10 protein-coding genes are annotated in these 15076 nt (G+C 61.1%); 5 read left to right on the top strand and 5 right to left on the bottom strand.

Translation table 11 applies throughout. From position 1 onward, the window contains the following. Positions 1-284: 284 nt before the first annotated feature. The 5 genes from BFP90_RS20185 to BFP90_RS20205 all read right to left on the bottom strand — a co-directional run bounded on the left by BFP90_RS20185 (position 285) and on the right by BFP90_RS20205 (position 6384). Positions 285-1049 (bottom strand): fimbrial biogenesis chaperone, encoded by a 765-nt coding sequence (locus BFP90_RS20185; RefSeq protein ID WP_083203288.1) that lies wholly within the window; start codon positions 1047-1049, stop codon positions 285-287. Next, positions 1046-2359, bottom strand: a complete 1314-nt coding sequence (locus BFP90_RS20190; protein WP_065897822.1) for a fimbrial protein — start codon at positions 2357-2359, stop codon at positions 1046-1048. Before BFP90_RS20190 ends, BFP90_RS20185 begins: the two co-directional genes overlap by 4 nt. 24 nt (positions 2360-2383) lie before the next feature. Beyond that, positions 2384-5023 (bottom strand): fimbria/pilus outer membrane usher protein, encoded by a 2640-nt coding sequence (locus BFP90_RS20195; RefSeq protein ID WP_256097491.1) that lies wholly within the window; start codon positions 5021-5023, stop codon positions 2384-2386. Positions 5024-5042: 19 nt separating this feature from the next. Continuing rightward, entirely contained in the window at positions 5043-5768 is a 726-nt protein-coding gene (locus tag BFP90_RS20200) for a fimbrial biogenesis chaperone (protein WP_065897823.1), read from the bottom strand. A gap of 88 nt (positions 5769-5856) precedes the next feature. Next, positions 5857-6384 carry a fimbrial protein gene (locus BFP90_RS20205; protein WP_065886707.1) on the bottom strand — a complete coding sequence of 176 codons (528 nt, stop codon included), beginning with the start codon at positions 6382-6384 and terminating at the stop codon, positions 5857-5859. A 225-nt stretch (positions 6385-6609) separates the two neighbouring features. Between BFP90_RS20205 and BFP90_RS20210 the strand changes: the two genes are divergently transcribed. The 5 genes from BFP90_RS20210 to BFP90_RS20230 all read left to right on the top strand — a co-directional run bounded on the left by BFP90_RS20210 (position 6610) and on the right by BFP90_RS20230 (position 15076). Then, positions 6610-9417, top strand: coding sequence for an ATP-binding protein (locus BFP90_RS20210; RefSeq protein ID WP_065897824.1), 2808 nt, complete (start codon positions 6610-6612; stop codon positions 9415-9417). Next, the gene (locus tag BFP90_RS20215) at positions 9414-10610 is read left to right on the top strand and encodes an EAL domain-containing response regulator (RefSeq protein ID WP_065895232.1); all 1197 of its coding nucleotides are present in this window, start codon (positions 9414-9416) and stop codon (positions 10608-10610) included. Before BFP90_RS20210 ends, BFP90_RS20215 begins: the two co-directional genes overlap by 4 nt. A 91-nt stretch (positions 10611-10701) precedes the next feature. Beyond that, the gene (locus tag BFP90_RS20220) at positions 10702-13947 is read left to right on the top strand and encodes a hybrid sensor histidine kinase/response regulator (protein WP_065897825.1); all 3246 of its coding nucleotides are present in this window, start codon (positions 10702-10704) and stop codon (positions 13945-13947) included. A 2-nt stretch (positions 13948-13949) separates the two neighbouring features. After that, positions 13950-14597, top strand: coding sequence for a response regulator transcription factor (locus BFP90_RS20225; protein WP_065897826.1), 648 nt, complete (start codon positions 13950-13952; stop codon positions 14595-14597). A gap of 86 nt (positions 14598-14683) precedes the next feature. Beyond that, the gene (locus BFP90_RS20230; RefSeq protein ID WP_065897827.1) at positions 14684-15076 is read left to right on the top strand and encodes a hypothetical protein; all 393 of its coding nucleotides are present in this window, start codon (positions 14684-14686) and stop codon (positions 15074-15076) included.

A 15076-nucleotide genomic window follows, 5' to 3' on the forward strand; every position in this document is an offset into this window, starting at 1 on the left:
GCCTTTCTCATTTTTTTTGTGAATCCGAGCCGGCGGACTCACAAAAAAGATGATTTTCTGCCAACGTTTGCTTGGGCTCCCAAATCACCTATTTTGTGAACCTACATCAGGTGCAGGTTCACAGAATAGTTGCGACGTTTCACAAAGAAATGGTTCGACCAGCCCCTGGGGTTAGGTAGTCATTTCAGAAAAAAGCCCGCTGATAGCGGGCTTTTTTTTGCTCATAAAACGGTGGGATGCGCGGTGGTGACGCCACCACAGGGGAGCGAATCTCGCCATGTCCATTACTGCGCTCGGTGCACGTAGGCGGTTGCGTGACCATCCAGATAATGGCCGTCATCATCGATTAGCGTGTAGTTGACGGGCACGCTGGCCCTTGCGTCATCGGTGAAATGGCCCAGTGGGTAGGTTTTCTCGCTCAAAGGTGGGGTCATCATGTCGAGTGCCTTTGCCACAGGATATTCATGTCCTGTGGCACTCACGCGTAAAGAAGAAAACGAAGCGTGATAGGGGCTTGGGTTATGGCATACCAGCACCCAGGCACCGGCCTGCTGTTCAATCCGAAACGTCAGGCTACTCGCCATGCTTTCCGGTTGGCTGGGCAGGTGAGCGGGACGGTAGAAAATTTTCATTTGGGTGTTCATCGCTACGGCAATGCGCGTAGGCAGCGCCGGCGCATCGGTCTTAGCCGGCGGGATTTCGTACAGGTTCAGCCAGCTCACCGACTCGCGGTCCTTGGGCAACGCGCTGCCGTCGTAAACAATGCGCAGGCCCTGCAACGCTTGAGGTTGCAGACGAAATACCGAGGGCAGCGCGATCATCGCCGAGGTTGAGTTTTCCGGCGCACGATTGCCTTCGCCGTCGTCGACCCAGGTTTGCACCACCACCGGATACGGGTTGGTATTGGCGAGCATCAACGAGCGTTGGGTCTGGCCCTCATGGAAAATCAACCGGGTCTGCTCGGGCATCACGCCGGCACGCGAAATGGAGGACGCGCTCATCGCAAAGCATGCCCACACCAGCACTGCGTAGAACATCAACTTGATCATTGCACCTTCACCAGGACGTAAGCGGTGGCGTTCACCCTGCCCGGCTTGGCCGTTGCGCCTGGCAAAGTACTGAGGGTCGCGGTGATCGTCTGCAGGTAGCTGGTGTAGCCGGACGTATTGCCGCCGGCATTGCTGGCGCCCGCCAGCACCGGGTACCAGCCACCGGTGGCGCCCGTGCCGGTGCCTGACCATCCGAGGAAATTCATCGCGTTGCCGTTGCTGGCGTTGCGCAAGCTGATCCCCACGCCGGTCGCGACCGAAGGGTCGGTACCGTAGCCGTTGGATACCAGGTAGGTAACCCCGCCGCCACCCGTCAACAGTCCCAGCGACTGGGCCTGGGTATACGCGCTGTAGGCCACTTGAATACCCAATGCAGTCTGGTTGTTGGCAGTGCCGGAGCTTGCGGTGTTGCTGCATTCCAGGCCGATAGTGAAGTCACTGCTGCGCGTCATGCCCTGGTTCAGTTCAGTTGCGGTGATCGGCAAGAAACTCACCACCGGCGTGACGTTGCGGGCCACGCAGGTGGCGGTGTAGCTGATCGAAGACGCGGAGCGCATGCCAAACGCGATGCCGTTGGCCGCGCCCCAGAAGTTGTAGTGGTTATTGGAGTCCGAGCCAATGGGGTCCGAGGCGATGCCGCCACCGCGAAACTGCACATAGCCATTGGGCTGGGTACACGTGTAGCTGTAGGTGCCGCTGCCACTGGAGGCCGCCTGGCCGCCGCAATAGTTACTTCCCGAGCCCGACGCAGGCGGCAGGCTGGACACGCGAGCCAGGTCGCCCTGGATCATGCTCAAGTGTTTGGCTTTGATCTGGATCTTGCTGCCGACCGTGTCGTACTGGGTAATTTTGGCGTCCTGCCAATAGCGTGTGAACACCTTGCCGGAGTTCAGGTGCGTCAGTTTGATCCCGACATAGGGGAACCAAGTGGCGTAGTAACCGGGCAACCCATCGTTGACCGAAGCCCCTGAACCATTGCCGATTTCCCAGTAGCCGCCCACCCGGTCGTCACCGTTGGTGGCGAACACCTCGTAAATACTGTCAGCGTCACTCACATCGCACTCCCACAGCACCGTCTCGCTCGTGAGCCCGGGTGCCGTTGCGGGTGAGATCACCACCGAACCCAGCTGCGTGCCGACCGGTTGCAGGTAGGTTGATGTGAGGTTGACCCGGCCAAAGGTCAGTTGCGCCGAGTTGCCGTCGTAGACCTGACTGCCGTTGTAGACGCGTCTGCAGGTTGCCTCGGCGTTTGCGCCCAGCGTGGCGCCGAGAACTAGAAGCACAGTGAACAGTGTGCGAGCAAGAGTCATGGGGAGCTCCGATTTCAAAGAGGTTCAGGGGCGACGGCAATCGCTGTTGAGTTTGATCAGGGCTTGACTGACATCCTGTCGCGCCAGGTCGAACTGCATCCGGCACTGTTCGTCTGCGCCCTCGCCCCAACGCACGGTCAGGCGGCCCTTGAGTTTTTCGGTGCGCAGGTACGCCTGGCTGCCTTGGCCAACCATGCCGATCACGCTGCCGTTTTCGTCCAGTACATCGGCGCCCATAGGCACGGCCTCACCGTCTGGGCGCACGGCCTTGACCAGAATGGCGTTGCCGACACGGGTCCTGAACTCAACCTTCACCGCGGCGCCGGCATACGGTGCGACGCGGCGCTGGCCGTCATCCAGTTCGGCTTTTTCGCTCATACCCTCGGGGTTGATGGCCACGGTGTTGTAGCGGTAAGGGGTTAGCGACGGCACCAGCGCGTAGCCGTCGCTGTCGATGGTTGCACCCATGCCGTTCATGACTTTTGCCCCGCTGGCGCCTTTGGCTTCGATCAAGGCAAAGGTATCGCCCAGGTACGGCCCGAAAGTCACCCCGCCGCCGTGCACGGCCAGGGCCCCGCGCGCGCTGCCGGAGGCTTGCCAATAATCCTGCCCCTTGGACGCGCTGGCGCTGATCGAGGTGTTGGGCAGGTATTTTTGAACGTTGGCGCTCCACACGTTCTGCTTTTGATCGGCATCGCGGGACACGTCCACGCTGTAGCTCAAGGTCTGGTCGGCGCCCTGGGTGCCTGATAGCGAGGTCTGGTAAAGGTCGCCTGACCTGGAACTGTGCGTCACCGAGCTGCTCAGCGACGGCACGTTCGCACGGGCCGGGCTGCCCAGCGGGAACGACACCGAGAGCAGAGTGACGGTCTCCTGGGTACCGGCGGTGCGCGTGGTGCCCACGCCATTGTTTGCCACAGCGTTGGCCAATTGATCGTTGTAGTTACCGCTGCGCCGGTTCAGGTAGCTGCCGGTGCTCTGGCGCGACACCGAGAGGTTGACGCTGACGTTGTTGCGCAAGGTGTTGGCCCAGCCAAATTGAAGCTGCGTGTCGCGTTCGCGGCCACTGCGATAGTCCTGGGTCGAACCGGATAAAAACACGCTGCCGTATTCTTTTAGGTTCTGATTGATCGACACCTCGAAGCGCGAGCGTTGCATGTAGCTCGTCGACTCCCAGGTCTGGTTGTTGCGCAGCGACTCGCGCACACCCAGCACGTCGCCGAGGTCGCGATAGCCTTCTGTGGAATAGCGGTACCCGGCAATCGACAAGGTGGTGTTGGTCGGCTGGAACGTGCGGCTGTAAGACAGCCGCGCCATCCAGCCATCGAGCTTGCCTTCGTTCGGCAGGTTGGCGCGCGAGTAGGTGGTGTCCAGCCCGAACGCGCCGAGGCTGCTGGCGTAGACGCCGCCCAGCACCATCGCCTGGTAGCCCTCGGCGAGGCGCAAGCCGCTGTTGGCGGTCACGCTGTTGGTCAGCCCGCGCTGGTAGGTCATCTCGCTGAACGGGTCGTGGTCGCCCAAGTCACGGCTGCGGCCCAGCGCCATGCTGTAGCGCGAAAGGCCGGGACGCAGCGATTCAGGCACCGCCGAAAACGGTACGGTAAAACGACTGACGCTGCCGTCAGCCTCGACCACCGAGACGTCAAGGTCGCCGTTGTAGCTGGTGGAATAGAGGTCGCTGATCTCGAAAGGACCGGGCGCGACGGTGGTCTGGTAAATGTCATTGCCGTTCTGGCGCACGATGACCTGCGCGTTGGTCTTGGCAATCCCGCGGACCGTCGGCGCATAACCGCGCACAGACTCCGGCAGCATACGGTCGTCGGAAGCGATCTCCACCCCGGTGTAGCTCATGCCGGAAAAGAACCGACCCGAGGTAAACCCCTGGCCTGCGGTCATTTCGCCTTGCAGCCCGGGCAGCGCACGTTGGACGTAAGTGCGCGTGGTGTTCCAGTGACTGCCGTTGTCGGTGTCGTAACGCAAGTTGCCTTGTTGGCGCAGGCGCCACAGCCCCACGTTCAAGCCGCTGTTGAGGGCCAGGTAACTGGAGTCGGAACTGCCGCTGAAGTTGCCGGTGCGCGTGACGTGGTACTGGCTGGCGCTGTAGTTGACGAAGCCGATGGTGTCGCCGCCGTCGAGGTTCTGCGGAGCAACGTAGCCCCTTGGTGTTTTCTGCATCAGGCTCTGCGGCACCTTCAAGTCCAAGCGCATGCGCCCAAAATCGAAGGCGGTCGATGCGCCCTCGACGGCATTGCCGAGCACCAGGCACTGCGCGGTCGCGGGCGACTGGATGGCGCTTTTCAGTACGCCGCCGCTTTCCAGCAGCACGACGGGCAGACAGGGCTGAACATCGCCTGCGCCTTGGTCGGCGAAGCGCAGGTCGACGCGGTCGATAAAGCGGCCGTTGATAAACAAGTCCACCCGGTATTGGCCTGGCTCGATGGCGTTGACCTTGTTGAAGCGTGCCAGCGAACCGCCGCCGAACAGCATGTTGTCGTCGAACACATAGGCGTCGCCGGGCGTGGCCGTAGCGCTTTGCGCAATAGCAATGCCCGGGCTGACCAGGCTGAGCGCGCCAAGCAGGCTTGAGTGAACGAAACCGCGCAACCAGGGGTGGTGTGCGCGTGCAAAATCCATTTTGAATGTTGATACGCGACGGGTAGGCATGACGATCACTCCGGGCCGATCAGAGAAGCGGCAGATCAGTGACGACATCCGCACCGAAGTCGTTGACCAGGGTCAGGCGCACGGTGTCTCCCGCTGCGGCCGAGGCGCCGGCGGACAGTGGCCAGTTGGCGTGGCTCAACGGCGCGATCATCGACGCCTGGGACAGCGTGTAGGACTTGCCGTGGCTGACCACATCGGCACGGCGCACGGTGGCGAAATAGCCGCTGTCATTGCTGGCGATCACCGCCCTGCCCTGCAGCTTGAAATGCAGCGACTGGCTCAGCGCGTCGGGGCTGCCGGCCAGCCCTTGCGGGCGGTAGAACAGCTTCATGCGGCTACTGACACTGAGCAGCAATTTGTTGGCTTGCAGTTCGCTGGTCTTGATGGCCGGCATCTGCATGAAATTGAGGTAGAACAGCGATTCGCGGTCTTTTGGCAGGTCGCTGCCGGTAAACACCAGGCGCACCACCTGGCCGGCATTGGGGTTCATGCGAAACACTTGCGGGCTGGCAATGAACGGGGCATCGGCAGTCTGGGCCGTGAGGTTCGGGTTACCCGTGTCGAGCCACATTTGGACCAGGTAGGGATGGGTATCCTGATTGGTCAGTTGCACCACTTTTTCCTGAGCTTGAGCCGGGTAGATAACGCGGGTTCCGGTCATTACGACGCTGGCGTGCGCGCAAGAGGTCATGGCTGTGCCGAGCGTCAGCGCCAGGGCCAGGGTGGTTTTCTTCAGGCGAGTCATGGTGTTCTCCGTGCAGCAGGCGCAGAGCGAATAAAGAATGGGGGTGTGGATAAACCTGCCGGGCACGCGGCCCGGCAGATGCCTGGTCTTACAGGTAATCCAGGGCGTATTGAGCGGTGGCCGATACGGTACCGGCGGTGGCAGCACCGGCTTCGCTGATGTAGCGAACGGCGAAATCGTGGCTGGCGCTGGTGGCGCCGGAGTTCAGGGTCAGGCCCGAAACCGAGGTAATCCCGTTGAGTACCACAGCAGAACCGCCAGCGGCGTTCAGGAGTTGTACTTGCACGTTGGAGGCTGTGCCGGCGTTGGCCAGGTTGCCTGCGCTGGTCACGTTGTTACCGAGGAACGCGGTTTTGATGGCCAGGTTCGAAGTCGGTGCGGTGCAGCCGCTCACGCTGATGGTGAACGGCGTTTCGCCCGCTGTGCTACCCACGGCGGTCAGGGCGGCTGCGCTGACGGTAGGCATCAGGATCACCGGGTTCGCAGCGTTGCCATTAACCGATACGGCGCAGGTTTGATCCGATACCTGGCCAGTGAACGTGATGGTGTTCTGGCCCGCGGCGAAGGTCAGGGCGGGCGCGGCGGTCATCGCCAGGATCAAGGCAATACGCTTCATGGTGGAACTCCTCATTAACGGTGATTAGGACAATGCATGGAGGCTGTCCGGTTCGCCGAAGGGCGTAACGGTGCTTGTCCAGGCGCCGCAATCTTAGGGAGAGCAAGTGCGGGGTTTAATCAGGCGATTCTTAAAAGTCACGCCGGGGGGAGCGCCGACAGCACCGTCTGCGACTTTGAGGATCGTCTTATTCCGAGGGCCAGGGCCTTGGCTTAACGTTCCCTGATGAAACTACGCCAAGCCTTACCTCCGCTCGACACGTCGCTCTCCACCCCCGCGGCGGCGAGAAAGCTACTGCGCCTGTTGTTCATCGCTCTGGTGCTGGGGTTCTACGCTGGCGTCTACAGCTACGTGAGCGCCACCTTGAGCCAGGAAATATCCCTGCGGCGCAGCTACATGAATGCGGCAATCGCCAACGCGCAAAGTTTTTTTGTCAGCCGCCAGACGCTGCTCGATACGCTACGACTGGCGGCCGTGCGCAGCACCACGGCGCCGGTCGCCAGTGCCAATGTGGTCGCCGGCGAAGAGGTGCACGTCGGCCTGGGTTCGGACAAACAGGCCTGGAGCCTCTGGCTGACGCGCCGCATGACCGACCACCTGCGGCTCAACAAAGTGAACCTGCTGTACGTCGCGACCGGCGACCGGGCTGAGGTCCTGCGCCTGAATCCTGCGCGCGAACCGGTCCAACTGATTGCTCCACATTTGCTGGAACGGCTCAACGCACAAGACGACAGCAGTGTTGACGAGCTGTGGCTCACAGACCCTGAGCGCGATGATTCGCCGCTGTACATCTTCACCCGGCTGGATGACCGCAGCCCGCAGTCGGGGTGGCTGGGCCTGGAAGTCGAGTCGCCCGACCTGCTGAGCGCCCTGCACAACGAAAACGCCGGCCAGTTCATCCTGCTCGATGCCCGCGGCGAGCTGATTTTTGACAGTGCGCAAGGCCAGTCACTGCGCCAGGAATTGGCCCAACTACCGGCGCCCCAGTCGTTCGGCCTGGTGGGTGGCCACTGGTTGCCGGATCATCTGGCGATTCGTAAACAGCTGGGCTTTTCCAACTGGCAAATCGTCTACGCCCTCGACATGCAAGCGCTGTTCTCCGCGCTGATATCCCCCGTGCTGACCAGCCTGGCGCTGTGCTTGCTCTTTACCTGGCTGATGATCTGGCTGATGCGGCGCATTGATCAGCGCCTGATCATTCCGGCCAGCAACCGTATTGAAGCGCTGGTGGAAAGCGAGGCGTTCAGCCGAGCGGTCATCCGCATCGCACCGGTTGCGCTGTGCGTGCTGCGTCGCCAGAACGGCGAGGTGGTGCTTGATAATCCGCTGTATACGCAGTGGATCGGCCACAGCCAGGAACGCGAGCAACGCAGTGCAGACTGGATTCGTCGCGGCTTTGATGATGCCGAACACAACACCTTCGACGAGCTGCAATTGGCCGACGGTCGACACCTGTATCTGAGCTTCGCGCGCACTCGCTACAAGCGCGAGGATGTGTTGATTTGCGCGTTCAGCGATATCAGCGCACGCAAGCAGGTGGAAGTGGCGCTCGACCACGCACGGCGTATGGCTGACGCGGCCAACGAGGCCAAGACCCTGTTCCTGGCGACCATGAGCCATGAAATCCGCACGCCGTTGTACGGCGTGCTGGGCACCCTGGAATTGTTGGCACGCACCGAGTTGAGCGATCAGCAAAGAAGTTATCTGCAGGCCATCGAGGGCTCTTCTGCCAACCTGTTGCAGTTGATCAGCGACGTGCTGGATGTGTCGCGTATCGAGGCGGGTCAGTTGCAACTGGAGTGCAACCGCTTCTCACCTCTGGAGCTGATCGAGGAAGTGATTCACGGCTATGCCGCCGCCGCTCACCGCAAGGGCCTGCAGTTGTTTGCCTGTGTCGATCCGCAACTGCCGGATTGGCTCAATGGCGACGTCAGCCGCCTGCGGCAGATCCTCAGTAACCTGCTCAACAATGCGCTGAAATTCACCGACAGTGGGCGAATCATCCTGCGCGTCAAACTCGACAGCCGCGACGGTGAGCGCGTGATGTTGCACTGGCAAGTCTCTGACACTGGCAAAGGCATCTCCCACGAAGACCAGCAACACCTGTTTGAGCCTTTTTATCAGGCCGACGGTAATACTCACGTGGTCGCCGGCACCGGCTTGGGCCTGTCCATCTGCAAGCGCTTGATGCACCTGATGAACGGCAGCATGCGAGTGGTGAGCGAGCCGGGCCTGGGCAGCAGCTTTACCTTGCACCTGCCCCTAGAGCAGTTGTCTGCACTGGAGCCCTCGGCGGGCGCTGACGAACTGTTGCCGGAGCTGGTCTGCGTGGTCTCGCCGATACGTGAGCTGGCCGAGAGCATCTGCGGCTGGTTGTGCCGCTGGGGCGCGCGCGCCCAAGTGGGGTTGCCCAAGGCTTATGACACCACCGAGGGCGCGGTGCTGGTTGAACTGCATCCCGGCCGACTGGGCGAGACCCTGGCTGCACACTGGCAAGGCCCACGGGTGCTGGCGATCGGTGACTTGCACGATGAGGCATTGAGCAATCCGGTCGGCGTGGTCAGTTTCAATAGCCTCAAAGCCCTGCGCAAGGCGGTCGGCGCTGCTCAAGGGCAACTCATGCGCGGCGCGGCGGCACCGGCGCAAAGCTATCCGGTATTCAACCTGGGCATTCACGTACTGGTGGCCGAAGACAACGTCATCAACCAGCTGATTCTGCGCGATCAACTCGAAGAGCTCGGCTGCACAGTCGAACTGGCCGGTGATGGGCTGACGGCGCTGGAGATGTGGCGCCAGTCGACGTTCGACCTGATCCTCACTGACATCAATATGCCGCGCATGAACGGTTACGAACTGACCGCCACATTGCGCAGTCTCGACTGCCACTTGCCGATCATCGGCGCCACCGCGAACGCGATGAGCGAAGAAGGCGAGCGGTGCCTGCAGGCCGGCATGAACCGCTGCCTGGTCAAGCCGTTTGCCTTGCGCACGCTGTACACCTGCCTGGAACCTTACCAAAGGAGTGGCAATTGAAACCCTATCGGGTGCTGATTGTTGAAGACCACCCGTTTCAGCATGAATTTTTGCGCAACCTGTTCGGTACCTTGGGTGGGTTCCAGGCGGAGGCCGTGTGGGATGGCGCTACGGCGCTGCAGCGCCTGAATGCGCAGCCGTACGACCTGGTAGTGACGGACTTGTTCATGCCCGTGATGGACGGTGTGCAGCTGATCCAGAGCATCGCCAGGCTCGACAACGCGCCGGCCCTGGCGCTGATGAGCGTGGCCTCGCGGCGCATGTTAGTGAGTGCCGGGCTGGTGGCGAAGAACCTGAGCCTGGAGGTGCTCGGGCTGATTTCAAAGCCGGTGGAGGCGTGCGATATCCTGCGCCTGCGCGCGTGCCTCGATAAGCGCCGCAGCGACCTGGATGTCGCCCGCAACCATCCGCTGCAGCCGGCTCGCCAGTGCCTGTTGGCCGCCATGCAGAGTGGAGAAATACAGGCGTGGTTCCAACCGAAAAAATCCCTGCGTGACGGCAGGGTGTGCAGCGCTGAAGCGCTGGTGCGTTGGCGACACCCGCAGCAGGGGACGTTGCTGCCCAGGGATTTTCTGCCGTCGCTGCAATGCTTCGGGCTGGAGGAAGCATTGCTGTGGCTGATGCTGGAGCAGACCATCGAAGCCCAGGCGTTCTGGCGGCGCCGGGGTTGCGAAGTGCCGGTATCCATCAACCTGCCGACCCACTTGCTCGACAGCCCTGACCTTGCCGATCGCCTGCATGACCGCGTGCTGGCATTGGGCGCCGAACCCGCCTCGATCGGCTTCGAACTGCTGGAGACATCCACCACCGAGTCGCTCAGCGATTATTACGCCGGCGCCTGCCGCTTGCGCATGAAAGGCTTCGGGCTGGCGCAGGATGACTTCGGCAAAGGCCTGAGCTCCTATTTCAACTTGGTGTCTACGCCCTTCAGCGAACTGAAGATCGACCGCTCGCTGGTTCACGGTTGTGTCGACAACGACAGCCTCGCCACCGCGCTACAGAGCATTGTCGAGCTGAGCCGCAAGCTGGGGCTAATCGTCACCGCAGAAGGTGTGGAAACCAAAGACGAGCTAGAGTTCTTGCGCAAGATCCAGTGTGATCAGGCGCAGGGCTTTTTGATTTGTGCGGCGGTCTCGCCTGAAAGATTTCTGGAATTGCTGCGTGAAGATGGCTTTAAGCCAGCACTAAATTGAAGCCAAATTGTCTACCTGTAGCGCGCCATGGAATGGCAACAGTGGCGGAGAAACTCCCCGCCGCCTCATTCCTGCACCCGGGGCGTCGGTGATGAAAAATGCAAGCCTGAAGTTCGGCGTCTTCGCCTTGAGCTCTCAACGAATCAACAAGCTATTGCTGGTACTCGCCGGTCTCACCGTGCTGCTGGTCAGCATGTGCTATTGGGCGGTCGAACGGGTATTGGACGAAGAGCGGATCAAGGTCGACTTTCATTTTTCGGGCCTGATCGAAAGCATCCACGAGTACGACACGTTTTTGCGCAGCGTCGCCAGTGCGTATGACCGCAGCAACCAGAACACCCTGACCGACATCCGCCCCGTGTCCCGTGTCGAGATCCTGCAGAAAGGCCAGGAGCGCGTGTTCCAGAACCACGGCCTGGCCCTGTCCCAGCCGTTTACCCTGAGCGAGCGCAAGCATTACGACCTGCAGCAGTTGCAGGGCGGTTATTCGCTGGGCGTGCAACTGACCGATTACTACAGCGCATTCTGGGCCAGCTCGTTCTATTCGGCGCCGCAGATATTCCTGTTTTCGCCGACCGACCAGTTCAACATCGCGATTCCGGGCGTCGATGGCACGCGCAAGGCATCGGTGTTGCTCAAGAGCAACTTCTTTGACGTGACGTCGCGCCTCCACCAAGGGCTCCTCCCCCGTCACGAACAACTCAACAACCGGCGTGTGAGCTGGATGCGCGCGCCCCCAGGGCTGTTGCAGGGTTCCGAAACGATTGTGGCGTTTATCGGCCTGGATATTAATCCGTTGGTCATGCCCGAACACAGGGATGACGGCCTGCTGACGGTCGCGGCGTTGTTGGACGCCGGGCAGATCAACGACCTGGACCGCTTGCTGATACGCCCGATCGACCACCGCGTCACGCTGATCTCGCCGGCAGGCGAAATATTGCTGGGTGATGCCAAGGATTCAGCGTCACTGCCGGTGGGCATGAGTCTGGGCGCCGAAGGTTTGCGCTTCAAGGTGGTGTCCACCGGCAAGGATCAATGGGTGGGTTTGTACACCATCAGCTATGAAAACTTCTTTCGCTTCGCCAAGTGGTCATTGCTGGGCACGGCGGCGGCGTTTCTGCTCGCAGTGTTCCTGGGCTGGCGGATCAACCGCTGGTACCGCGCTGGCATCGTCGAGCCGGCGTTACGCGCCACACGCTTGCTGACCGAAAGCGAGGAATTCAACCGCGCCATGCTGCAGAGCGCGCCGGTGGGGTTTTGCGTGGTGCAGCGCAACAACAGCAAGGTGTTGCTGGAAAACCAGCGCGCCCAGGAATGGCAAGGAACCGCAGAGCTGATCGGCCTGCTCAACCGCGACTATCGCAACGAAGACCCGCGTGAGATGCAAATCGAGGTGGCCGGGCGGCATTTGCTGGTGTCGTTCAGGTTCAGTCGCTATCAGGACGAAGACGTGGTGCTCTGCGGGTTCAACGATATCACCCGGCATGTCGACGATGCGCAGTTGCTGGAGCAGGCCAAGCGTTCCGCCGACGAGGCGAGTGCGGCCAAGACGCTGTTCCTGGCGACCATGAGCCATGAAATCCGCACGCCGTTGTACGGCGTGCTGGGCAACCTGGAGTTGTTGGGGCTGACCCCGCTCGATGCCCGCCAGCAAGACTACCTGCAGACCATCGAGCGCTCCTCGGCGGTGTTGTTTCAGTTGATCAGCGATGTGCTGGACGTGTCGAAAATCGAGTCCGGGCAGATGGCGCTGGAAACCGTGGCGTTCTGCCCGCTGGACATCTTCGAAGATGCGGTCAACAGCTACGCGGCCGCCGCGCTCAACAAAGGCTTGCAGGTCTTCGCCTGTGTGGACGCGAACGTGCCGGCGCTGATGAGCGGCGACCCTGGGCGCATTCGGCAGATCCTCAATAATTTGCTCAGTAATGCGATCAAGTTCACCGATTCCGGGCGGGTAATCGTGCGCCTCAAGGTGACGGACCTGGAGCCGGATCACGCAACGTTGCAATGGCAGGTGTCCGACACCGGCGCCGGCATCAGCGAAAAGCAACTGGGGCAATTGTTCAAGCCGTTCTCGCAACTGGCTGGCAGCCAGCAGGCGGGCGGAGCGGGTCTTGGTTTGTCGATCTGCTCACGCTTGAGCGAGCTGATGGGCGCGCAACTGCGGGTGGTCAGCGAGCCGGGGCTGGGCAGCAGTTTCTCTCTGCATCAACGCGTGCCCATCGTCCCCGGCCCATTGCCGGAGTGTGCGGCCATCGAGCTGCAAGGGTTGGCGGTTTACGTACGGGCACCGTTCAAGGAGCTTGAGCAATCGCTGATCGACTGGCTTAACCGTTGGGGCGCTCGCGCGCTCGCACTGCCGTCGGGTTACGAGGGTGATGAAAATGAATTGCTGCTGGACAGCGTGACCGGTCCCGGCCAGCAAGCGGTTTGGAAGGGCCGGCACATTACCGCCACCGAACTCGGCGCACCGTATGCCCACGCGTTGGCGCAGAGCTGGACGGTCAACGCCTACGACATACGCGGCATTGCCCGTACGCTGTCGCAAGCGCGCCCGGGCAGCGTCAAGCCGTACGGAGCAACCGAAACCGCCATCGCCCAGCCTGTGGGGCTAAGAGTGTTGGTGGCTGAAGACAACCCGATCAACCGCGCCATTTTGCAGGAACAACTGGAAGCACTGGGCGCCGCCGTCGTTGTCGCTGAAGACGGTGAAGACGCGCTGCAACGCTGGTCGCCTGGCGCCTTTGACCTGATCATCACCGACATCAACATGCCACGGCTCGACGGCTATGGCCTGACCCGAGCCCTGCGCGAACGCGACGGGCAAATGCCGATTATTGGCGTCACCGCTAATGCCCTGAGGGAAGAAGGCGAGCAGTGCCTGGCTGCGGGCATGGACACGTGGGTGGTCAAACCCTTGAGCCTGGATGCGTTGCGCAAAACCCTGCTGCGCTATTGCGGCGAGCGCGGGGTCGAGCCGCTCGAAGATACCCGCCTGCAGCAGGGCGATATGGATGGGTGGAGTTCGTTTTCCGCGAGCATGCACCAGTTGTTCATCACCACCATGCAGGACGACATGCGCTTGACGCGCCAGGGCCTCGACGCCGCTGACAAGGAACAGGTCGTGCGGCACTTGCACCGCATGAATGGCTCCCTCGCATCGGTGCGTGCTTCGCGCTTGAGTGCTGCCTGCAATGCGCTGGAGGAGGCGCTGTACAAAGGCTCGCTAACCACGAGCCTGGCCACGCGGGTGCGCAACCTGCTACAGCGCCTGGAAGCGGTACTGGACGCCCTCGCGCTCAACCCTGGCTCACAGGGCCAACCATCGGACAGGTAGACATGAAGAAAATCAACGTAGTGATTGCTGACGACCACCCCATCGTGCTGCTCGGCGTGCGTGAAGTCATCCAGCGCGACGGACGTTTTGAAGTGGTCGGCGAAGCCACCAGCTCCAGCCAACTGATCGAAAAGCTGCAGAGCGAAAAACCGGAGGTGGTCATCACCGACTTCCACATGCCCGGCGACTCCACATTCGGCGACGGCCTCAAACTGATCGAGTACCTCACCCGGCGGTTCGTCGACACGCAGATCCTGGTGCTGACCATGATGTCCAACAGCCTGATCGTGACTCGCCTGCATGAACTGGGCGTGATGGGCGTGATTCAAAAAAACCACCTGCACGAAGAAATCGAGAACGCTCTCAACGCTATCGCATCGCGCCGTAATTATCAGAGTCCCGTGCAGGATGCCACCTCGGTGATGCACAACCCGCAGCAGGTCAACGAGCGCTTTGCCGACCTGTCCCTGCGAGAAATGGAGGTGCTGCGCCTCTTCGTCGCCGGCCACAGCGTGACTGCTATCGCGCGCATGGTTAATCGCAGCAGTAAAACGGTGAGCGCACAAAAGGTCTCGGCCATGCGCAAGCTGGAAGTCACCACCGACCAGGCCCTGGTGACCTATTGCGTGAACGCCGGGAAATTTCAGTAACCCTCATCCACTTTTAAGAACTGCCTGATGGCCGGCAGCTGACGCACCTTCGATCATGCGTTCATCGACCTACACGGATCATCGACATGAACGGCAAGTGCGTGAAGCAGAAAAACATCCTGGTGCTGTGCCGTCACGCCGGCGTCCTGCTGAAATACAGCGCGCTGTTGAACGACGTCGGCTACTTTCGGATCGGCCTGTGCTCATCGATCAAGGAAGTGAAGCGTACCCTGGCAACAACCCAACGGATCGACTGCTTTATCGTCGACGGTTTCAAGATTGGCACTGCCGACGAACAGCACATCCGCACGCTGAGTCACGGCTGCCTGATAAAGCGATTTTTATTACTCGGTGACTTCACCTTCGCCGATCAGCCGAAAATATTTGCCTGGGCCAGGACCCATCATATTCAGTTGCTGGGGATGCTGAGGCAGCCGGTGAATGCGGGTGAGTTGGAGCGGTACTTGCGGGTGCTGTAG

This window comes from Pseudomonas sp. 24 E 13 (genome assembly GCF_900004715.1).
Classification (GTDB): Bacteria; Pseudomonadota; Gammaproteobacteria; order Pseudomonadales; family Pseudomonadaceae; genus Aquipseudomonas; species Aquipseudomonas orientalis_A.

Bases quoted from the DNA above. Each gene is read 5' to 3' on its own strand.
- BFP90_RS20200 (WP_065897823.1), bottom strand. From the start codon at position 5,768: ATGACTCGCCTGAAGAAAACCACCCTGGCCCTGGCGCTGACGCTCGGC.
- BFP90_RS20210 (WP_065897824.1), top strand. From the start codon at position 6,610: ATGAAACTACGCCAAGCCTTACCTCCGCTCGACACGTCGCTCTCCACC.
- BFP90_RS20230 (WP_065897827.1), top strand. From the start codon at position 14,684: ATGAACGGCAAGTGCGTGAAGCAGAAAAACATCCTGGTGCTGTGCCGT.
- BFP90_RS20195 (WP_256097491.1), bottom strand. From the start codon at position 5,023: ATGCCTACCCGTCGCGTATCAACATTCAAAATGGATTTTGCACGCGCA.
- BFP90_RS20190 (WP_065897822.1), bottom strand. From the start codon at position 2,359: ATGACTCTTGCTCGCACACTGTTCACTGTGCTTCTAGTTCTCGGCGCC.
- BFP90_RS20185 (WP_083203288.1), bottom strand. From the start codon at position 1,049: ATGATCAAGTTGATGTTCTACGCAGTGCTGGTGTGGGCATGCTTTGCG.
- BFP90_RS20220 (WP_065897825.1), top strand. From the start codon at position 10,702: ATGAAAAATGCAAGCCTGAAGTTCGGCGTCTTCGCCTTGAGCTCTCAA.
- BFP90_RS20205 (WP_065886707.1), bottom strand. From the start codon at position 6,384: ATGAAGCGTATTGCCTTGATCCTGGCGATGACCGCCGCGCCCGCCCTG.
- BFP90_RS20225 (WP_065897826.1), top strand. From the start codon at position 13,950: ATGAAGAAAATCAACGTAGTGATTGCTGACGACCACCCCATCGTGCTG.